Origin of the sequence: Aquisphaera insulae, from assembly GCF_011064615.1 — a bacterium.
GTDB lineage: Bacteria > Planctomycetota > Planctomycetia > Isosphaerales > Isosphaeraceae > Aquisphaera > Aquisphaera insulae.
On the sequence record NZ_JAALJH010000080.1, the window covers coordinates 1 to 19850 of the forward strand.

General features: G+C 67.2%; 18 protein-coding genes. 10 read left to right on the forward strand and 8 right to left on the reverse strand.

Annotated elements, in window-relative coordinates; genetic code table 11:
* Positions 1 to 466 precede the first annotated feature (466 nt).
* Positions 467 to 1102, forward strand: a complete 636-nt coding sequence (locus G6O54_RS28985; RefSeq protein WP_165231479.1) for a methyltransferase family protein — start codon at positions 467 to 469, stop codon at positions 1100 to 1102.
* Between the two features lie 81 nt (positions 1103 to 1183).
* Here the strand turns inward: G6O54_RS28985 and G6O54_RS28990 are convergent, their stop codons facing one another.
* Complete coding sequence (locus tag G6O54_RS28990; RefSeq protein WP_165231482.1) at positions 1184 to 1549, reverse strand: hypothetical protein; 366 nt, start codon at positions 1547 to 1549, stop codon at positions 1184 to 1186.
* A 723-nt stretch (positions 1550 to 2272) separates the two neighbouring features.
* Between G6O54_RS28990 and G6O54_RS28995 the strand changes: the two genes are divergently transcribed.
* The gene (locus G6O54_RS28995; RefSeq protein ID WP_165231485.1) at positions 2273 to 4501 is read left to right on the forward strand and encodes a hypothetical protein; all 2229 of its coding nucleotides are present in this window, start codon (positions 2273 to 2275) and stop codon (positions 4499 to 4501) included.
* 17 nt (positions 4502 to 4518) lie between these two features.
* Here the strand turns inward: G6O54_RS28995 and G6O54_RS29000 are convergent, their stop codons facing one another.
* The 3 genes from G6O54_RS29000 to G6O54_RS29010 all read right to left on the reverse strand — a co-directional run bounded on the left by G6O54_RS29000 (position 4519) and on the right by G6O54_RS29010 (position 6562).
* Positions 4519 to 5016, reverse strand: coding sequence for a YybH family protein (locus G6O54_RS29000; protein ID WP_165231488.1), 498 nt, complete (start codon positions 5014 to 5016; stop codon positions 4519 to 4521).
* The gene (locus G6O54_RS29005) at positions 5013 to 5291 is read right to left on the reverse strand and encodes a hypothetical protein (protein WP_165231491.1); all 279 of its coding nucleotides are present in this window, start codon (positions 5289 to 5291) and stop codon (positions 5013 to 5015) included. Before G6O54_RS29005 ends, G6O54_RS29000 begins: the two co-directional genes overlap by 4 nt.
* Positions 5292 to 5536: 245 nt before the next feature.
* Positions 5537 to 6562 (reverse strand): glycosyl hydrolase, encoded by a 1026-nt coding sequence (locus tag G6O54_RS29010; RefSeq protein ID WP_165231494.1) that lies wholly within the window; start codon positions 6560 to 6562, stop codon positions 5537 to 5539.
* Between the two features lie 201 nt (positions 6563 to 6763).
* Here G6O54_RS29010 and G6O54_RS29015 point away from each other — a divergent pair, with 201 nt between their 5' ends.
* Together G6O54_RS29015 and G6O54_RS29020 are read left to right on the forward strand one after the other, a co-directional pair.
* The gene (locus G6O54_RS29015) at positions 6764 to 7684 is read left to right on the forward strand and encodes an ARPP-1 family domain-containing protein (RefSeq protein ID WP_165231497.1); all 921 of its coding nucleotides are present in this window, start codon (positions 6764 to 6766) and stop codon (positions 7682 to 7684) included.
* A 107-nt stretch (positions 7685 to 7791) separates the two neighbouring features.
* Positions 7792 to 9042: a serine hydrolase domain-containing protein gene (locus G6O54_RS29020; RefSeq protein ID WP_165231500.1), complete on the forward strand. Its 1251-nt coding sequence runs from the start codon at positions 7792 to 7794 to the stop codon at positions 9040 to 9042.
* A gap of 2 nt (positions 9043 to 9044) precedes the next feature.
* On the opposite strand, the gene G6O54_RS29025 is transcribed toward G6O54_RS29020, so the two are convergent.
* Positions 9045 to 10226 carry a phosphatidylinositol-specific phospholipase C1-like protein gene (locus tag G6O54_RS29025; protein WP_165231503.1) on the reverse strand — a complete coding sequence of 394 codons (1182 nt, stop codon included), beginning with the start codon at positions 10224 to 10226 and terminating at the stop codon, positions 9045 to 9047.
* A 230-nt stretch (positions 10227 to 10456) separates the two neighbouring features.
* Here G6O54_RS29025 and G6O54_RS29030 point away from each other — a divergent pair, with 230 nt between their 5' ends.
* From G6O54_RS29030 to G6O54_RS29045, 4 genes are all read left to right on the forward strand, one after another.
* Positions 10457 to 10846, forward strand: a complete 390-nt coding sequence (locus tag G6O54_RS29030; protein WP_165231506.1) for a YidH family protein — start codon at positions 10457 to 10459, stop codon at positions 10844 to 10846.
* Between the two features lie 51 nt (positions 10847 to 10897).
* Entirely contained in the window at positions 10898 to 12472 is a 1575-nt protein-coding gene (locus G6O54_RS29035; protein ID WP_165231509.1) for a glucose-6-phosphate isomerase, read from the forward strand.
* 51 nt (positions 12473 to 12523) lie between these two features.
* A complete protein-coding gene (locus G6O54_RS29040; protein WP_165231512.1) occupies positions 12524 to 15325 on the forward strand; it encodes a DEAD/DEAH box helicase in 2802 nt (933 codons plus the stop codon).
* Positions 15326 to 15517: 192 nt separating this feature from the next.
* Positions 15518 to 16867 carry a Gfo/Idh/MocA family protein gene (locus G6O54_RS29045; protein WP_165231515.1) on the forward strand — a complete coding sequence of 450 codons (1350 nt, stop codon included), beginning with the start codon at positions 15518 to 15520 and terminating at the stop codon, positions 16865 to 16867.
* A 75-nt stretch (positions 16868 to 16942) separates the two neighbouring features.
* Here G6O54_RS29045 and G6O54_RS29050 read toward each other — a convergent pair whose 3' ends face one another.
* Complete coding sequence (locus G6O54_RS29050) at positions 16943 to 17476, reverse strand: ribosome-recycling factor (RefSeq protein WP_165231518.1); 534 nt, start codon at positions 17474 to 17476, stop codon at positions 16943 to 16945.
* Positions 17477 to 17482: 6 nt separating this feature from the next.
* Positions 17483 to 17848, reverse strand: coding sequence for an STAS domain-containing protein (locus G6O54_RS29055; protein ID WP_165231521.1), 366 nt, complete (start codon positions 17846 to 17848; stop codon positions 17483 to 17485).
* A gap of 178 nt (positions 17849 to 18026) precedes the next feature.
* On the opposite strand from G6O54_RS29055, the gene msrA reads away from it, so the two are divergent.
* Positions 18027 to 18497 carry a peptide-methionine (S)-S-oxide reductase MsrA gene (msrA, locus tag G6O54_RS29060; protein WP_165231524.1) on the forward strand — a complete coding sequence of 157 codons (471 nt, stop codon included), beginning with the start codon at positions 18027 to 18029 and terminating at the stop codon, positions 18495 to 18497.
* A 28-nt stretch (positions 18498 to 18525) separates the two neighbouring features.
* On the opposite strand, the gene G6O54_RS29065 is transcribed toward msrA, so the two are convergent.
* Complete coding sequence (locus tag G6O54_RS29065; protein ID WP_165231527.1) at positions 18526 to 18720, reverse strand: hypothetical protein; 195 nt, start codon at positions 18718 to 18720, stop codon at positions 18526 to 18528.
* A 499-nt stretch (positions 18721 to 19219) separates the two neighbouring features.
* On the opposite strand from G6O54_RS29065, the gene G6O54_RS29070 reads away from it, so the two are divergent.
* Positions 19220 to 19774 (forward strand): YqgE/AlgH family protein, encoded by a 555-nt coding sequence (locus G6O54_RS29070; RefSeq protein ID WP_165231530.1) that lies wholly within the window; start codon positions 19220 to 19222, stop codon positions 19772 to 19774.
* Positions 19775 to 19850: the final 76 nt, after the last annotated feature.

Here is a 19850-nt window from a genome sequence, read left to right on the forward strand (position 1 = left end):
CAAAAACATATACGTTCAGAATGGCACCCGACGCTAATTCATCGGTGAGAAATCCGGGTTAGACGGGTTCGTCCACGCGGCAACGCTGGGCCATGTAGTTTCTAATATCAAGCGTAAATAGCATAGAGCGATTAATGGCTCGAATCATCATTTGGCATATGGTCCGCACTCGAATCCGGCGTTGAAGCCCCTCTCGTGGGGGTGGATCCCCCCGGAAGAAGTTTCAAGAAACTGGCCTTGCAAGGAGCCAATGGACTCCAGTAAGCCGGTTAGTAGGCCCTGATTACCCTCGAAGTAGGGCGAAACGGGATTCACGTGCATCGACCCCGGCAGGCGGCGACTTCGAGCTGTCCGGAGGTCCGTTCATCGATTCTTCATACGACTGCGGAGCCATGATCTCGTTGCGACTCGAACGCAAATGACCGGCAGTCTTGCCGTGTCGAAGGCATCTTCTTCGGAGCCCGAAATGCAGCCTGATCTGCCATGGCTTCCGGGATTGACCTGGGCGGTGTTCCTGCCTCTTTGGCTGTGGCCCTGGCACAAACGCCGGGAAGCGGCCGCCAGTGAACCCGTCGCCTCCAGAGTCCTTCACCTCGTGCTCGTCGTGGCGGCCGTTTGGATCGCTTGCTCGAATATCTTCACGCCCCTGAGCCGGCGATGGCTCGCAGTCTGGCCGACAACACCTTATCTCGGATTGGCGATCCTGTGGGGAGGGATCGGCTTCGCCGGATTCGCCCGGTGGTATCTGGGGAAGAACTGGAATGGACGCGTTGCGGAATTCGAGGACCAGGACCTGATCTCCTCCGGTCCGTACCGGGTGATCCGCCATCCGATCTACACGGGCATCTTCGGAATGTTTCTGGGTGCCGCGCTCTTCTCAGGTGAGATTCGAGGCCTCGTGGGAATTTCCATTGCCGGTTTCGCCTTCTTCCGGAAAATCCGGGCCGAGGAGAAGGGACTGTTGAAGCGTTTCAAGGCGGAGTACTCCTGCTATCGGCACCGTACAGGCTTGCTTTTTCCCAAGCCATCGGGGTGGTATCGAATCTATCGCCAGGCCGTTCGGAGGTTCACAGGCCGGGGACCCAATTCGCGTGCGCGATGAGTGGCCACGCACTCAATACAGAGAATCTGGAGAGGTAGGAGAGAGTACCTCCCGAGCGGCTCGTCGATTCCGAATCGGGAATCAGTGGCCAGGAATCAGTGGCCAAGGAATCAGTAACCACGCGCCAAGGATCGAGAAGCTGGCGATGGTTACGCAACCGCATCGACCCTCCACCTTTTCTCGATCCGACAGACTGCCCTCCCTCCAATGCCTGGCCATTGAGACTTTGAGACTCGCCCGGGGCCGCCGCGAAACGAGGCGCGGCAGCCCGAGCGTGCCGAGGGCCTGGTCCAGGGACGGATCCTCCTCATCATCGAGCACCCCGGCCGTGAACGCCCGGCATTCGGCCCCGCGGCCGGAGAGCAACTCCAGCAACTCCCTCGTGGCGATCGCCGCGCCACTGGAGGGGTCGAGGAGGCAATGGATCGACGAGAAGAGGAGTCTCATGGGGTAGAAGCCTGTCCGGGTCTACTGACTACCGCCGCGCGATTGTAGGGGCTCGCACGCCGATTTTCTCCATTTTTGTGAAACTGGGATCGGGCTCTCCGGGACTGTATTGAGTAACGAGGGATTCTTGCGCGCCGTGCGCGCGGGAATTTCGGAAGAGTCTTTGGCAATTCGGTGGTCGGTGAAGAGCGCGTCGGCGCCGGCCCGCGCGGGGGACGCGGGCCGGCGGGAACGACGACGAAGCCCGGAGCAAAGCCAGCTCGACACCGAACGTAAGATCTTTGCCCATAATGAAAAACGTCGATCATTACCCGGGCTCATCGCGACGATCGAAGCCAATTTTCTCTCCACCAGCCGGCCTGAAGCGAAAGGGGAGAGCGAGCGAGTGGGCGTCGGCTTGGTGAACAGACCTGTGGAGCAAATCACGGGTCCCCTGAGCTTCGGTCGGCAAGCCAGACGCCGGAGGATTTGCACCGGTGAGCCCGGGCGTAGATCGGAATCAAACTGTTATTGCGAAGGGCTTTACGCACACACATCAGTCACCACACATAAGACGATCAAAGCCAATTTGACTGGGAGTGCCAGACCTCGGGTGGTGCCCAGGGAAGGCAACCGCTGGAACCCGTTCTTTTGGTGGGCGATGATGGGGGCTTGCCGGGCAGGAGGGGAGGCCCCGCAGCGATCTCGCGGCGGATCCCGCTCGATCGCCGGCGGGAGGATGCGTTGAGAGCCAGGTTGAATCTGAAGTCGAGTGATAACCTCTGGGTCCTGCGGACCTGCTGGGTGCTTTCCATCGTCCTCGGCGCGGGGCTCTCGACGGCCGCCGCGGCTGACGGGCCGCCTGCGGATAAGGGGGGGCCCCGCGATCGGACGACCTTCCAGACCGGCGCCCGCTGGGATCCCGGGCTCCAGATCCCGGCCGACGTGGCGATGTGCTACGGCGTCGGGCCGGACCTGCCGGCTCGGATCAAGCAGTGGAAGGATCGCGGGTATACCGTCCAGGTGATGACGGGGGTGGCCTGGGGTCAGTACCAGGACTATCTCTACGGGCGGTTCGACGGCAAGAACCACGTGGACGAGGCCCAGACCGACCGGCGGGGCCGCGTCATCTCGCACGGCGGCGACGTCTACTACATGTGCCCCGGGCCAACCTTCGGCGACTTCCTCGCCACCCGGGTGATCATGGCCATCGAGGCAGGGGCCACGGCCATCTACCTCGAGGAGCCGGAATTCTGGGCCCGCGGCGGCTATAGCGCCGGGTTCAAGCGGGCGTGGAAGACGGCCTATGGCGAGGACTGGTCGCCGCCGCACGCGTCCCACGAGGCCCGCTACAAGACTTCGAAGCTGATGTATGCCCTCTATCGCCAGGCACTCAAGCAGGTCTTCGACGCCGTGAAGGCCCACGATGCGAAGAAGGGCACGAAGACGCCCTGCTACGTGGCCACGCACACGCCCGTGAATTACTCGCAATGGAAGATCGTCAGCCCCGAGTCCAGCCTGATGGCGGTGGGGGCGGACGGGTTCATCGCCCAGACGTGGACCGGCACGGCCCGGACGCCCAACATGTACGAGGGGACGCTCCGCGAGCGGACCTTCCAGACGGCGTTCCTGGAGTACGGCTCGCTGATCGCCGCCGTCCGCGGCAACGGCGGCAAACTCTGGCTGCTCCACGACCCGATCGAGGACGACCCCGACCATTCGTGGGAGGACTACAAGACGAACTGGGAATGCACGGTGGCGGCCTCGCTCCTCTGGCCGGAGACCTCGCGATACGAGGTCGTGCCGTGGCCCGAACGGGTCTTCCACGGCCGCTATCCGACCGTGGACAAGAAGCGGCGGAAGCCGGGCGAGAAGGTGACGAAGGAGCCGATGTCCCGGGCCTACGGGACCGAGCTGCTGACGGTCATGAACTCGCTCAACGACATGGAGCAGAGTCGCCAGGCATGGGACTGCGGCACCCGCGGGATCGGCGTGGTGATCTCGGACTCGATGATGTTCCAGCGCGCCGAGCCGGATGCGTCGGATGAGCACCTCGGCTCGTTCTACGGCCTGGCCCTGCCGCTGGTGGAGCGGGGCATGCCCGTGGAGCCGGTGCAGCTCGAGACCGCGGAGAAGGCGGGGAACCTGAGCGGCCGTAAGGTCATGCTCATGACCTACGAGGGCATGAAGCCGATGACCGCCGCCAACAGCCAGGCCATCGCCGACTGGGTGAAGGCCGGAGGAGTGCTCGTCTTCGTGGACGATGACCGGGACCCGTACAACCGGATCCAGGGCTGGTGGAACGCCCCCGGCGGGCCCGGCCACGCCATCCCCAGGGAGGCCCTCTTCGCGCAGATGGGCCTGGCGGCCGGCACCAGCCCCGGCACCCACAAGGTGGGCCAGGGGACGCTGATCTTCGATGCGGCCAGTCCCGCCAGGCTCACCTACAAGAAGGAAGGAGCGGGGCAGATCCGCGGGCTGGTCCGCCGGGCCTGCGAGGCCGCGGGCGTCGACTACCGGGAGGCGAACCACATCGTCCTCCGCCGCGGCCCGTACGTGATCGCGGCCGGGCTGGACCATGCGGCCGAAGGGACGCCCCACGAGCTTCGCGGGAAGCTCATCGACCTCTTCGACTCGGCCCTGCCGGTCCGCTCATCGGTCGGGCTGGAGCCCGGTCGCCGGGTGCTGCTTGTGGACGCCGAGGCGGAGCGAGCAACCTTCCCGAAGGTCCTCGCCGCGGCCTGTCGCGTGACGGCCGTGGCCTCGGAAGGAGCCACGGTCCTCCAATTCCGGGCGACGGGCCCCGACAAGACTGAGGCCGCGGTCCGGATCGGCCTGGCGAAGGCACCCACGAAGGTCCTGGTCGACGGCCATTCGCTCGAGCCGTCGGCCTGGTCCTGGGACGACGGATCGAGCACGGTGCTGGTCCGCTTCCCGAACAAGGCGGACGGGCAGACCGTGGCGGTGCAATGACGTGACTTCTTGACGACTCACTTCGGCCGGGGCGGGTCCTCGGCCGAGGTGTGGTCGTGGACGATCTTCCAGCCCTCCGGGAACCTCCGGAAGATGAGCGTGAAGAGGCCGCCGGGCGTCAACCCGTCCGGCATGGTCAGGCGCCAGGCCCCGCGGACGAAGGCGGAATCGGCGCCCAGGGGAAGGACTTCGACGCCGGAAAACACGAGCTTTCCCATCGCCTTGCCGTCGGCCTGGTATCGCTTGCGGTAGCGGGCAACCATGCCGTCGTAGCCGTCGGTGCGATGGCCGCCGGACTGGAAGACCAGCTCCGGCGAATTCCAGTAGCCGGTTACGAACCCGTCCAGGTCGCCACGGTTCCAGTCCGCGACCTGGCGGTCGAGCACGGCCCGGATTGCCGTAACGGGTGGACTCGAGTCGTCGCCGCCCCCGGGGGACGTCCGGTTCAGTCCCAGCAGAGCCGTGAGCGTGGCGCCAGTCGCGACGGCGCGCCGCCGGGTCAGCCGACGGCTCACGAGTGCACCAGCTTCTTGCGGAAGAGCGAGAGGAGTCCGTGGCCGACGGGCCCCTTCGGCTCATCCTCGACGATGCTGATCTGGAACAGCTCCTCGAGCTTCCGGCGGAAGCTCCAATCGCGGGTGAGGCCGGAGACGCGGTCGAAATCGGTCTTGCTCATGTACCCGCGGTAATAGAGCTTGCGTGACTCGGGATCGATCCAGATGCGATCCTTCAGGTCGCCCGGGAATTCCAGGCCGTCCGGGAGCCTCTCCAGCGTGACGAAATGAACCATCGGGCCCTCCTCCATCATTGTCCGGTCGACTCGGACGGTCGAGCGGATTGACGATGGCCCCGGCCCAGCGCCGGGAGCCTTGAAGAGAGGGACTGGCCGCGTCTCAGGACGGGGAGAGGATCGATGCCGGGTCCGAGAGCGCGGCCCCTTGCCTCTATGAGCATAGCATGACCGAAGATCGCGGGGCGAGGCAAGTACCCATTTGAGATTGGCGATTGTGCCCTCGGTCCGGGTATCGACGAGTCTCAGGGCCGCAACCCCAGCCCGGCCGGAAGATCCTCCCGATTGAGGACCCACGGATGTTCGAGAAACTCCCGGGTCTTGACGTTCGAGCCCAGGCCCCATTTCTCGTTCCAGCTCAGGAAGAAGACCGTGCGCGGAAAGCTCGCCTCGATGCCGTCGCGAAACCGGGTGTAGTCGTAATCGCCCGGCGGTTTCTCCGGCCCGTGGGGGCCGAATTCGGTGAAGCCGAACGGCTTGGGGAGCCGGGCGACCTCCGGATAACCCCGGATGTGGGAAGGATCGATGAGGTCCGTGTAGGCGTCCAGGCCGACGAGATCGACGTAATCATCTCCCGCATAATACTCGGCGGTCCGCGATCCGTGGTTGGGGCCGTAGACCCAGAGCAGGTTGTTCAGCCCGCGAACCTTCGTGAAATGATCGAACATGTGCTTCCAGACCGGGAGGAACGTCTCCGGGGGTTTCGCACCCCACCAGAACCAGCCGCCGTTCATCTCGTGGAAGGGACGCCAGAGGACGACGACGCCCGCGTCCTGGAGCTCCGCCAGGCCGTCCGCGAGGAGGTCGAGCTCGCTCATCCAGCGGTCGTGAGTTGCCCCCGGCTGGAGGAGAGGCCGCAGGTCCACTCCCCGATCCCTCAGGCCCCCACCTTTCGGATTCGCGGGGTTGGGGACGTGGGCGCTGATCGTCACCAGCCCCCCCGCGCGGGCGTACTCGATCGCGATCCGGTTCACGTGTTTGGTGGCGATCCCGCGCGGCGAGAAGTCGGCATAATCGAGCCCGATCATGGCGGGCCATCGACGCGTCTTCTCGTGCGCGGCGGTGCAGGCGCGGAGCGAGGCGCCCGGGCCGAAGCCGTCGAACTGCCCCGAGACGAGCCGACGATCCCGACGCCCCTCGAGCGATTGGAAGTAGGCGAGGACGGCGCGAGCTTGCGGATTCGCCTTCGGGTTCGCGGGCTCCGAGGCCGCGACCGTGAAATCGAGGAGGATCAATATGCCCGCGATCGCCCATGCACCGGTCGTCCTCATCGGAGTCGCTCCGAACGAAATTCGGCTCGTCATTTGGTCCATCATAGCGCGCCCCTCGGGGGCGAAGACAGGATCGACCGGCCCGCGATTCCGCGGCCCACGTCGCAAGGAATCGAAGGGCTTTTCGTAAGAGAAGTAGGCGAGGCATTCGGGCGTTCGAGCGACAAGACGATCCGCGTTTTCACGCCGAAGGAGGCGACCATGAGCGCGATTCGCGTGTTCCCGAAGGTCACCGTGGGACAGCCGAGACGACACGAGAATCTGAGCGTCTTTCCCCTCTTACCGTCCGACGCCCGGTCCGGAGACGTCGATTACATCCTCTCGGACGAGGCCATCTCGGCCGGCTCGATCGTGGTGGAGGAGGTCAGCGATTCGGGCTCCGTCCCCACGTTGCGGGTCTCCAACAAGGGGAGGACCCGAGTCCTCTTCCTGGAAGGCCAGGAGCTGAAAGGGGCGAAGCAGAACCGGATCCTCAACACGAGCGTCCTGGTTGCGGCAGGCTCGAAGACCACCATCCCGGTGAGCTGCGTGGAGCAGGGGAGGTGGCGGCATCGGACGACGGCCTTCGAGTCGAGCGAGAACTTCTCCTCGCCGAGCCTGCGGCGGAGCCTCAAGGAGTCGGTGAGCCGGTCGCTGGACGCGGGGGGCGGCCACGCCTCGGATCAGATGGCCGTCTGGGCGGAGGTCGGCCGGCAGATGAAGGCTCATGGGTCAAGCTCCTCAACCATGGCGATGAGCGACACCTACGAGAGCAAGGCCGGCCGAATCGAGGAGTTCCGCAGGGATCTCGGCTACGTGGACGGGGCGATCGGCCTGGCGGTCGCCGTCGGCCCGAAGGTCGTCGCGATCGACCTCTTCGACCAGTCGGCGACCTGCCGCAAGGTCTGGGACCGGCTCCTGACCGGGCTGGTGCTGGACGCCCTCGAGCAGCCGCCAGGCGGGGATCTCGCCCGCGAGGCCGACGTGGAGGACGCCCTGACCCGGTTGGAGTCGGCCAGGTGGGTCGAGTCACCCGCCGCGGGAGAGGGTCGGGAGTTTCGCGCGGAACCGGCGCCTCACGCCCACGCCTCCGCGCTGTCCTTCGCGACCAGCCTCCTGCACGGCAGCGCGATCCTGTCGTGAGAGGCCGCGCACGCCACCCGAGCACGCTCCGTCGGCTAGAATGATTGGGAGAGGCAACTCCCAGTCGAGAATGTGCCGCTCGCGTTCCATCACCGAGGGATGACCCAATGATCGGGCGAAGAACATGGCTGAGGTCGATCGGGCTCCGTGCCGCGGCCATCGCCGCGGGCGGGCTGGGCCTCCCTCCATCGGCCTTCGCCCAGGTGGCCCCGGGGAGCGGCTCGACGCAACGCCGCCGCTCCGCCAGGCGGCCGGTTATCGCCTCGCCGACGACGCCCGTTTTCCCGCTGCCGAGCGGCCCGGTTCGGGCCGACGAGAGGATCAACGCGGTCATGGCCACGGTCCGGGACCGCCACCAGGTTCCGGGCCTGATCGGGGCGATCATCCGGGGTGAGTCGCTCGACGCCATCGGCGCCGCGGGCCTCCGCAAGCAAGGGTTTCCACAGGCCATCCAGGTGACCGACGCCGTCCATGTCGGCTCGTGCACCAAGGCCATGACCGCGACGCTCCTCGGGCTCCTCGTGGACGAGGGGCTCGTGACCTGGGACGCACCGATCCGGGACCTCTTCCCGGAGCTCGCCCCGACGCTCAACGCCGATTTTCAAGGGGTGACGCTGAACGAGCTGCTGACCCATCGCGCGGGGCTCCCCGCCAATGTCGATTGGTGGAACCTGCCGGGACGATCCACGACCGAGCAACGGTTGTCGCTCCTGCGGTCGACGATGGCGAAGGCCCCGTCGAGCCGTCCCGGGTCGAAATATCTTTATTCCAACGTCGGGTTCGCCATCGCCGGCCTGATCGCGGAGCAGGTCACCGGCGAGGCCTGGGAGAGCTTGATGACGCAACGGCTCTTCCGCCCGCTCGCCATGAAGTCCGCCGGGTTCGGGCCTCCCGGGCACCGGGAATCGAATCGTGCGGATGCCCCGTGGGGGCACGGCGGGGAGCGCGGCCGGCTCAAGCCCGTCTGGCATGACAATGCGGCGTGCCTCGGCCCCGCCGGGACGGTCCACTGCTCGATCCCCGACTGGGGCCGGTTCGCATCGCTCCACCTGCGGGCCGTGCAGGGGAAGCCCAAGCTCCTGACGCGCGAGTCGTTCCGCGCCCTCCACACGCCGCCGGCCGGCTTCAGCTACGTCGGCGGCTGGATCAGCGTGGGGCGGACGCCCGCCGGACGGGCCCTCACGCACGACGGCAGCAACACGTACTGGTACGCGTCGATCTGGATCTATCCCGATCGCGACATCGCCACGATCGTCGCCACGAACCAGGGCTCGGCTCCCGCGCCGGACGCCTGTCAGGAGGCCGGACGGGAGCTGCTCCGGATCGCACTCCGCGATCGCCCGGCCGGCCCGAGCTGATTTCAGCGGTTCCCCTCCAGGTCGGAATCACCCCGCCCCGGAGCGGAGACCGGATTGGGTCGGGCCGCGACGCGGCCGGGAAGCTGGACGCAGTAGGAGGACAGGCGAGGGTCCGCGACGGGATAGTCCGTGCTCACGAACTGGGCGCCGCTGGCGAGCGCGCGGTCGCGTCGGGTCGGGTCGTTCGACCTCGCCTCGCGGGTGTCGATGTCCGCCCGCGTCCGGACGAGGAATCCCGCCGCGACCAGATTTCGAATCCGGTCGAAGTCCGCGATCACGTCATTGATCTTGAACCAGGCGGCCTGGGGGTGGTCCTCCGGCACGCTGACGAAGAGGAGCTGACCGTCGAGACGAGGGTGCATGGCCAGGTAGTCATCGCGGACCGCGTCCTCGTTGTCCAGCGCGAGGACGATGCGCCCGCGGACGGCGCCGAGCAGGGGCCAGCCCCGCTTGCGGACGGCCTCGGCCAGGGTGGCAGCGTCTCCGCGAACGTCGGCCGGGGTGAGGATCTTCGAGCGATCGAGGACGGAAAGGATCTCCGCCTCCATCCCCTCGAGGGCCTTCCGGTCGAACGGGAGCGGTCGGGACAGGAGCGGGGAATCCGAGGAACCCTTGAGCTCCAGGAGGATGAAGAGGGGGACGTGGCGGGGATGGGCATCGGACCACTCTCGGACCTGCTTGAGGGCCCCCGTGAGCGTGGGGGCGGTGGACCGGAAATCGATGTCGGGCACGTGGAAGATCTTCAGCCCGGGCCGGCCGAGCTCGCCCCGGGCATCGGGATCGGGCCCCGCGTCGGTGCCCTTCAGCCGGAGGATCTCGCGCGCCCTGGGCCTTGCATAACGGCCACCTTCGGGATCGTGGAAGAGGTCGAGCTCGACCTGCCGGATCCCCCGCTCGGAGAACTGCTGGGCCAGCGGCGGGTGCGTGTAGTCAAGGCCCTGAGCGTGCTTCTCTCCGGTCGCGGCGATCAGGGATCGCACTCCGTCGGCGGGAGCGATGTGATAGGAGTTGTGCGAGCCGATCACCTGGATCTGGTTCCATCGGAGGCCGTCCTGGGCCGAGGCCGTGCTCGCGCCCATGAGGACGAGCCATGCCGCCAGGCCAGCCGGCCAGGACGCGAACCGCAAGCGGATGGAACAGGGCCGGCCGCGGCTGGCGCAGGCTTCGGAGGCGAGTCGCATCATCAAGGTCCCCTCGTGATTCTCGACGGTCATCCGGAACGGGGGACACGTGGGTGTCCCGCGAGGCTCCCTCATGCGAGAATAGCCCCCCCCGGACCGATCCGCACGGGGGCGGAGCGGCCGGAGAACTCGATTCACGGAACCCACCTCCGCCGATCACGATGTCTTCACTCCATGCCCAGCCGAAACCGGGTGCCTCGAGCGATCGGCTCCGCCAGCCGGAGCCCTCCGACGTGCCGACCGCGGAAGTCCCGAGGATGGTGGACGATCCCCGGGTCTACCTGGCCGCCGAGCGGACCTTCCTGGCCTGGGTGCGGACCTCTTTGGCCCTCATGGGATTCGGCTTCCTGATCGCCCGGTTCAGCCTGCTGGTGCGGGGGATGAACGTCATCGAGTCGCCGGTCGGACGACGCCTCGAGACGTATTCGCCCTGGCTGGGCTTCGCGATGATCGTCTTCGGCGTGGCCGTGTGTCTCGCCTCGCTCTTGCGGCATCACGACTACATCCGCAAGCTGGAACGGGGGGACCGCAACCCCTCACGCAGCCTCAGGACGCCGATCCTGGTCTCCGCGATCCTCGCCCTCGTCGGCCTCGCGATGGCCGTGACGATCCTCACACTGTGATGCACCACCGCGTCGAAGTCCAACTGAATACTCGTTTGCGAGCCGATGACCATGAACGCCGGAACGCTCTGGGATCGCTACAAGGCCCACCTCTGCCGCGTCCCCGCCCTGAAGATCAGCCTGGACATCAGCCGGATGAACTTCGACGACGGGTTCTTCTCGACCATGGCGCCGGCCATTGAGAAGGCCTACGAGGCCATGGACGCGCTGGAGAAGGGTGCGATCGCCAATCCGGACGAGAAGCGGATGGTCGGCCATTACTGGCTGCGGGCACCGCAGCTCGCCCCGGACGCGGGCATCACCAAGGAGATCGAGGACACGCTGGCCGCGATCAGGTCCTTCGCCGCGAAGGTCCACGCCGGCCAGGTCCGTCCGGAGAAGTCCGCGACGTTCACCAAGGTCCTCTCGATCGGCATCGGCGGCTCCGCGCTGGGGCCGATGTTCGTCGCCGACGCGCTGGGCGACCCCGTCAGGGACAAACTCCAGCCGCACTTCGTGGACAACACGGATCCGGACGGGATCGCCCGCGAGCTGAAGCGGATCGGCGGATCGCTCGACGAGACGCTGGTCGTCGTCATGAGCAAGAGCGGCAGCACGCCCGAGACCCGCAACGGCATGCTCGTGGTCGCGGAGGCCTACCGGGCCGCCGGCCTGGACTTCGCGAAGCACGCCGTGGCCGTGACCGGGGAGGGATCGAAGCTCGACCAGCAGGTCCAGAAGGAGGGCTGGCTCGCCCGGTTCCCGATGTGGGACTGGGTCGGCGGCCGGACGAGTGAGCTTTCGGCGGTGGGCCTGGTCCCGGGCTTCCTCCAGGGCCTGGACATGGACGCGATCCTGGCGGGGGCCGCGGCGATGGACGTCGCGACGCGGGCCCACGACACGCCGAAGAACCCGGCCGCGCTCCTCGCCCTGATGTGGTATCAGGCCACGGGGGGCAAGGGGCTCAAGGACATGGTCGTCCTGCCGTACAAGGACCGGCTCCTCCTCTTCTCGCGGTATCTGCAGCAGCTCGTGATGGAATCGCTGGGCAAGCGGCTGGACCTGGACGGGAACCGCGTGGACCAGGGGATCAGCGTCTACGGCAACAAGGGCTCCACGGACCAGCACGCCTATGTCCAGCAGCTCCGCGACGGCGTCAACAACTTCTTCCTGACCTTCATCCGCGTCCTCGAGGACGGCGGGACCGGCCTCCAGGTCGAGCCTGGCGTGACCGCCGGGGACTACCTCCACGGCTTCCTGCTGGGGACACGCTCCGCGCTCTTCGCCAACGACCGCCACTCGGTCACGATCACGGTGCCGCATGTTGATGCGGTCATCATCGGAGCGCTGATCGCGCTGTTCGAACGCGCCGTGGGCTTCTACGCCACGCTCGTGAACATCAACGCCTACCACCAGCCGGGCGTCGAGGCCGGCAAGAAGGCGGCCGGGGAGGTCCTCTCGCTCCAGGAGAAGATCCTCGGCGCCCTCACCGCGTCGCCGCAGACGGCCGAGGCCGTCGCCGTCTCGATCGGCCATCCCGACGACGCAGAGACGATCTACCTGGTCCTGGAACATCTGGCCGCCAACGGCCGCGTCAAGGGGGATGCCTCGGCCGATCCCGCCACGGCGACCTTCGCCGCGAAGTAGGTCCTGATCCGAACCGAACCCACGCCCGCATCGCGCGGAGAGAACAGGCCCATGGCCGCGAGCACCGACAATCTACCCATGCCGATCGAGGAGCCCGAGGCCTTTCGCGTCCTCGTCGGGCTGGTCGGCCAGAAGGCCACCAGGGTCCCCGCGGAGGCGCTGGCGAGGCATGTGATGGCGATCGTCCCGGCGGAGGAGTGGGCGGTCCGCGTCGAGGCCCTCGACGCCCTGCTGCGCCGCGTCGCCGCCGCGCGGAAGGATGAGCTCCGGATCGAGATGCGGCCGGAAGGCGGCGCGGTGCTCGGTGCCTATGCGACGCGCCGCAAGGGCTCCGGCTCGCGACCCTACCAGACCGTCGTCGCCGGCGTGGATCCGCTGGCGGGGCGTTGCGACTGCCCGGACTACCTCAAGAGTTCGCTCGGCCTCTGCAAGCACGTCTTCACGGTCCTCGAGCACGTCTTCGCGCGTCCGGGGCTGTTGAAGCGGGCGAGCCGGGAGCAGTCCCAGCTCGCGGACGTGCCCCCCGCGGGATTCCGCTGGGATCCCGTCCGTCCCTTGCACGGCTACGGGGACTGGCTCGAGCGCGTATCCTGGGCGGGGCCGAACGGCAGCGCGCCCGCCGCCCGGAAGGGAGAAGACCTGCTCCCGAGCCTTCGTCCCGGGCCGTCGCCGGGGTGGTGGGCCCTGAAGTCCGCCTTCAGGGATCGGCCCGATAAGCGGCTCGGCCTGGTGGAGGCCATCCTGAAGGCCGTGCCGGCGAAGGCGACCTCGGTCCAGGACGACCCGGCGCTCCGGGCCCTGCTCGTCCAGGAGCGTGACCACCTGCGGCGGCTCTCGCGAGACGGGCTCGCGCCGGCCGAGATCCGGGCGGCGATCCGCGGCCTCAAGGTCTCGCTCTATCCCTATCAGAAGGAGGGGGTCACCCGCTTCCTGAGCGCCGGCCGCCTCCTGCTCGCGGACGACATGGGGCTGGGCAAGACGGCCCAGGCCATCGCTAGTTGCGACATCCTCCGCCGCACCGGCAAGGTCGGCCGCGGCCTGATCATCGCACCGGCGGCGCTCAAGCCGCAGTGGGCCAGGGAATGGGCGCGGTTCTCCGACCTTCCCGTCGAGGTCATCGACCTCAGCCCGACGGAGCGGAAGGCCCTGTATGCCTCGCGCAAGGAGGGCTTCTTCATCATCAACTACGAACAGCTCCTGCGCGATCTCGAGCTCGTCCACGCGTGGAAGCCGGACCTGGTCGTGCTCGACGAGGCCCAGCGGATCAAGAACTGGGCGACGAAGACGGCGCTCTCGGTCAAGGGCCTGACTCCCCCCTATCGGCTCGTCCTCACCGGCACTCCGATGGAGAACCGCGTGGAGGAGCTGGCGTCGGTCGTCGAATGGGTGGACGACACGGCGCTCGAGCCCAAGTGGCGGCTCCCCGCGTTGCACGCGATCCGATCCGACGGGAACCGCAAGGAGGTGACGGGCGTCCGCAACCTGGAGACGCTCCGGACCAGGCTGAGGCCTTCGATGATCCGCCGGGTCCGCCAGGACGTCCTGGACCAGCTTCCCCCGCGGACCGACACGCGCATCCCGATCGAGATGACCGCGGAGCAGAGGGAGGAGCACGACGCCCTCATCCAGCCGATCCGTGGGCTGGTCGCGATCTCCGAACGCCGGCCGCTCACGCAGGTCGAGTTCCTCCGGCTGATGAGCCTGCTGACCACCCAGCGAATCATCGCCAACGGGCTCGCCCAGCTCCAGTTCAAGGACGTCTGGCCCGACATCCGGAGCCGGGCCCCGGAAGACCGGATCCTCCGGGAGCTGGCCGCGCCCAAGCTCTCGGAGCTGCGGCAGCTCGTCCGCCAGGTCGTCCTCGACCAGGGCCGCAAGGCGGTGATTTTCAGCCAGTGGCGGCGGATGCTCCTGCTCGCCCAGTGGGCCGTCGCCGACCTGATGGCGGAGGAGAAGCTGGTCTCCGGCTTCTTCACGGGCGCGGAGCCGCAGAAGCGGCGGACCGAGAACATCGTCAACTTCCACGACGACCCGTCGTTCCGGATCCTCTTCGCCAGCGACGCCGGCGGGGTGGGCCTGAACCTGCAGCGGGCGGCCAATTGCGTGATCAATCTGGAGCTGCCGTGGAATCCGGCGGTCCTCGAGCAGCGCATCGGCCGCGTCTACCGGCTCGGCCAGAAGCACCCGATCGACGTCTTCAACCTCGTCTCCGAGCCCGGCATCGAATCCCGGATCGCCGACCTGGTCGGCAACAAGCAGGCCTTCTTCAAGGGCCTCTTCGACGGCGAGAGCGACTCGGTCCGGTTCGAGCAGTCCGGCTCGTTCCTCTCGCGAGTCCAGAAGATCTACGACGCCGACGGCAAGGCCGACGGCTCGGGCGGCCCGGCGGATCACGCCGAGCCCGCCGACGTGCCCGAGCTCGATCCCGACTCCAGCCCGGACGACTCGATCGACGACCCCTACGAGGAGCTCATCGAGGCCGGCGACGAGGCCCTCGACCGCGCCGAACCGGCCCCCGCACCGGCCATCGCCGCGATGCCCCCGGAGACACCCCCGGTCCCTCCTCGCGGACCGGAGGAAATCCCCGGGCCAGGAGGCGGAGAGGCCGCCGCGACGGACAACGGGGAAGGAAGTCTCGAGTCGACCGACGGCCGGACCGCCCTCCCTCGCGGCGGCGCGACGGCCGTCCCTTCCATGGGCGAGGTCCGCGAGCTCTTCTCCCGCCTCCAGGTCCGACGCTCGGACGAGGGCAAGGTCGTCATCGAGGCCCCGGCCGAGGCGGCGACGACCCTCAGTGCCCTGTTCGAGGGGATGGCGGCGCTGCTTCAGGCCGCCGCGAAGACCGAGGGATGAAGCACACGACGCGTCGCGCGGCCACCGATTGCGGACGACCCCGTGGCGTGGCATGCTGAACGAGAATCGTCATGCCGACTTCGATCCGACCATCTGCCCGACCATCCGGAAACCGCCCGGGCACGAGCGAGGCAGGGATCGAGGCGCCTTCCCACCCACCCACGAGCCTTCCATCCCAGGAGAGTCTGGCCCATGAAACGACGCGATTTCCTCACCCGCGCCGCGCTCGCCGGCGCGGCCGGTCCGTTCGTCGGCGGCACCCTGCCGTCCGTCGCCGCAGCCGCCCAGGGCCGCTCCCCGAATGAGAAGGTCCGCTTCGCGTGCATCGGCGTGGGGGGCAAGGGGGACAGCGACACCAACGACGCCGGCGCACACGGCGAGATCGTGGCCCTCTGCGACATCGACGCCCACACGCTGGACAAGATGGGCGAGAAATTCCCGAAGGCCAAGAAGTACTACGACTACCGCAAGATGCTCGAGGAGCTCGGCGGCAAGATCGACGCCGTCACCGTCTCCACGCCCGACCACACTCACGCTCCGGCCAGCGTGATGGCGATGAAGATGGGCAAGCATTGCTTCTGCCAGAAGCCTCTCACGTGGTCCATCGAGGAGGCCCGCTTGATGCGGACCCTCGCCGCGGAGAAGAAGCTCTGCACCCAGATGGGCAACCAGGGGACCGCCGACCACGGATTCCGCCAGGGGGTCGAGGTCATCCGCTCCGGCGGCATCGGCACGGTCAAGGAGATCCACGTCTGGACCAACCGGCCGATCTGGCCCCAGGGTATCGCTCGACCCAAGGAGACGCCGGGCGTCCCCAATCACATCCACTGGTATGAGTTCCTTGGCGCGGCCCCCGACCAGCCGTACCATCCCGCCTACGGCGCCTTCAACTGGCGCGGCTGGCTCGATTTCGGAACCGGCGCCCTGGGCGACATGGCCTGCCACACGATCAACGTCGCGGCCATGGCCCTGGAACTCTTCGACCCCGAATCGGTGGAGGTCCTGGACACCTCCGGGATCGTCGACCACGCGAGCTATCCCGCCTGGTCGATCATCCGGACCCACTTCGGCGCCCGAAACGGGCGCGCGCCCCTGACCATGACCTGGTACGACGGGGGCGACAAGCTCCCAGAGAGCAAGAAGGCGTTCCGAGAGCTGGTCTACGGCGAGAAGCTCCCCGACAGCGGCCTGCTGCTGGTCGGAGACAAGGGCTCGTTCTTCTCCCAGAACGACTACGGCGCGGAGCACGTCCTGCTCCCCCGCGACAAGTACAAGGACTACAAGAAGCCCGACGTCAAGCTCCCCCGCTCCCCCGGCCACTTCACCGAATGGGTCGAGGCCATCAAGACGAACGACCCGAAGAAGGCCCTCTCGAACTTCGAGTACGCCGGCCGGCTCACCGAGACCGTCCTCCTGGGCGTGGTGGCGCTCAAGGCCGGCAAGACGATCGAGTGGGATGCCCCGGCGATGAAGGCGAAGAACTGCCCCGAGGCCGACCAGTTCATCAAGCGGAACTACCGCGCGGGGTTCTCGATCCACTGAACTCCGGCGTGCGTCGACGCGTCGATCGCTCGTTGACGGTCGCGCCGGCTTCGGCGGGCGCGACCGTGACTCCCTCTACCGCCGCCCGGATCGCCCCGGCGGCCCGTCCCCTTCCAGCTCCGCGACCTTCGCCCCGACCAGTCGATCGATCTCGCTCATCGAGGCGTCGGTCAGTTCCTGGATCACCCGATCGGACCGCTTGCCGGAGGCGGCGAGCTGCTTGCGGATGTCCTGGCGGATCGATCGCACGGCCACCCGCGCCTTCTCGCCGAGTGCCCTGACGTGGGACACGACCTCGGCCCGCTGGTCTCCGCTGAGCGGCGGGATCGTCACGCAGACGCGGGCCGGGTCCAGCGCATAGGCATTCTGGCGGGCCTCGTTGAGCGCCTTGACGACCACGGGGACGAGCGCCCGATCGAAGGGGGCGACGAGGATCCGGCCCCCCTGGGCCGTGATCGCCGCGATCCGCCCGATCGGGGTACGGTTGCCCTGCCATTCGACCACGAACGTCTCGACGAATCCCGGCCCGATGGCGCCGGGGCGGATGCCCCGGAGCTGGTCGGCAAGGTGCCGGACGGGCTGGGCGATTCGGTCCTCCCAGGTCGCCATGGCTTCCTATCCTTCTCGCCCATTCCGCCCGGGGCGATCGAAGAACTCGGTCGCGGCCGAGACCGTCGGGAAGACATCCCAGAAATCGTCCATCTGCATCATCGCCAGGTGCTCCTCGATCTCCCGACTGGGATGCGCCAGGACCACCTCGCCGCCCGCCTTGCGGACATCACGAGTGATCGTCATCAGGACGCCCAGGAGCGCCTTGCCGGTCTCGCGGATCCCCGCCAGCTCGATGACGAAGCTGAGGATCCCGCGGTCCAGCAGCTCGCGGACCTCGCCGGAGGCATCGACGTACCGGGGATCGTTCATCATCCTGCCGAGGTTGCTGAGGATCGCGACCTCGCCTTCGACTCGGATGTTGAGGACCACGGCCGGGCTCCTTTCGTTGGTCGGTACAATTCCGCCCGCGATGCGAGCCGGCCATCTTACCGCGCACCACGGGCCCCGGAACCGGGTGGACTTGCCTTGCCCGAGATGATGGGATGGCGAGACGAGTCATCGACCCGAACACCAGCGGGATGCGAGTCCCGAGACGAAGGGGAGGAACATGGCCACCGCAACGTTCGGAGCGGGCTGCTTCTGGGGGGTCGAGGAGGCCTTCGGCCGGCTTCCCGGCGTGACATCCACGGCCGTCGGATACATGGGCGGGACGCTCGACCATCCCACCTATCGGGACGTCTGCAGCAATTCCACGGGCCATGCCGAGGTCGTCCAGGTGGAATACGACCCGGACCGGATCCGGTTCGAGGACCTGCTCTCGGCGTTCTGGAACCTGCACGACCCGACGACCCTGAATCGACAGGGGCCTGACGTGGGGACCCAGTATCGCTCCGCCGTCTTCTATCACGACGAAGCCCAGCGGCTCGCGGCCGAGGCGATGAAGCAACGCCTCCACGCGGAAGCCGTCTTCGGCCGCCCGATCGTCACCCAGATCGTCCCGGCCGCCACGTTCTGGATGGCCGAGGAATACCACCAGAAGTACGTACAGAAGCACGGAGGAGGGAGCTGCCACATCTGATCGTATCACGAATCCTCAAGGAGCCGCGTCAACGGCCCGAGTCTCGCCCCTCGGCACCAAAGCGACCGGCGCCCCTCGGGCCGCCCGACGAGTCGAGGAACCGGCAGAGCTCGCCGCGCAGGCTCTTCGCCTCCCCGAGGGTCAACTCGGAGGAGCCCAGACGTTCCAGGAGCGCCCGGAGGGAATCCACGCTCCGCGCGTCGGCACCTGACTCCAAGATCATCGAACTCTCTCCGCCAACCGACGCGATCTTCGCCATCGTCTCGCACCTCGGCCCACTGGAGCCTAGGTCGTCTTACTTCTGGATGCAAAATTCGGTCCCGAGGTTCGTTGATTTCCGAATCGCCGCCCCGTTCAGGATGGAACTCGTGTCAGGACGAAGACTTGCCACCGCCTCATTGAACCGAATTTCGACATGACCAGCACAGCAATCCGGCAATCTTGACGGAAGGTGCCCCCGTTCCTTGCAACTTGTGGTTCCGCCTCGATCAGCTAGGACCGCCTTCAAGGCACTTCGTGCACAAGAAACGAGCTTTCGTCCATCATTTTGAGCCAGAGTCTGGAACCGGAGCCCGAACACGCGGACTCAGCGAGTCCCCGATAGGTTCATCGTAAGTAGGATCAGAGAAGCGACGTCGCCGGGCCCTTACCTTCCGTCGCGTGGAACGTCCGGGCCTGGAGGAATACACTCACGCGGCTTATACCGGGATGGCCGAACTCCAATGGAATCGCTCAAGGGACAACTACTGATTGCATGCCCGGAGTTGACGGCCCCGATGTTTGCACGGTCGGTCATCTTGATGCTCGATCACGGCGCCGATGGGGCCCTGGGCGTGATCCTCAACCAGGAGAGCAACACCATGACGTCGGACCTGGCCGGCAAGATCTTCGATGAGGAGTTCGACTGGGAGAAGCGACTTCGGATCGGCGGGCCGGTCGCGGGGTCATTCCTGGTCCTGCACACGGTCGAGGACATGGCCAACCAGGAGGTGATACCCGGGGTCTACGTGACGATGGAGCCCTCGCTCGTGCAGCAGCTCATCGTGCGCCGGCCCGAGCCGTCGCTGATCATCGCCAATTACTCGGGCTGGGGCCCGGGACAGCTCGAGGGGGAATTCGGCTGGGACTCGTGGTTGACCCTCCCCGCGACGGCGGAGCTGGTCTTCTGGGACGACGATCGCGACCTCTGGAAATTCGTCGTCTCCCAGGTACGGGCCCGGAAGCTCTCCGATTTCCTCCACCTGAAGGGTGGGCCGAGCGATCCGTCCCTGAATTGAAGCGCCGGACGCGACGCGAGGAGGTCGGGCGAACCGGGCTCGCCGACCGCGGCGGGCGTTTGCGTTTCTTGACAGC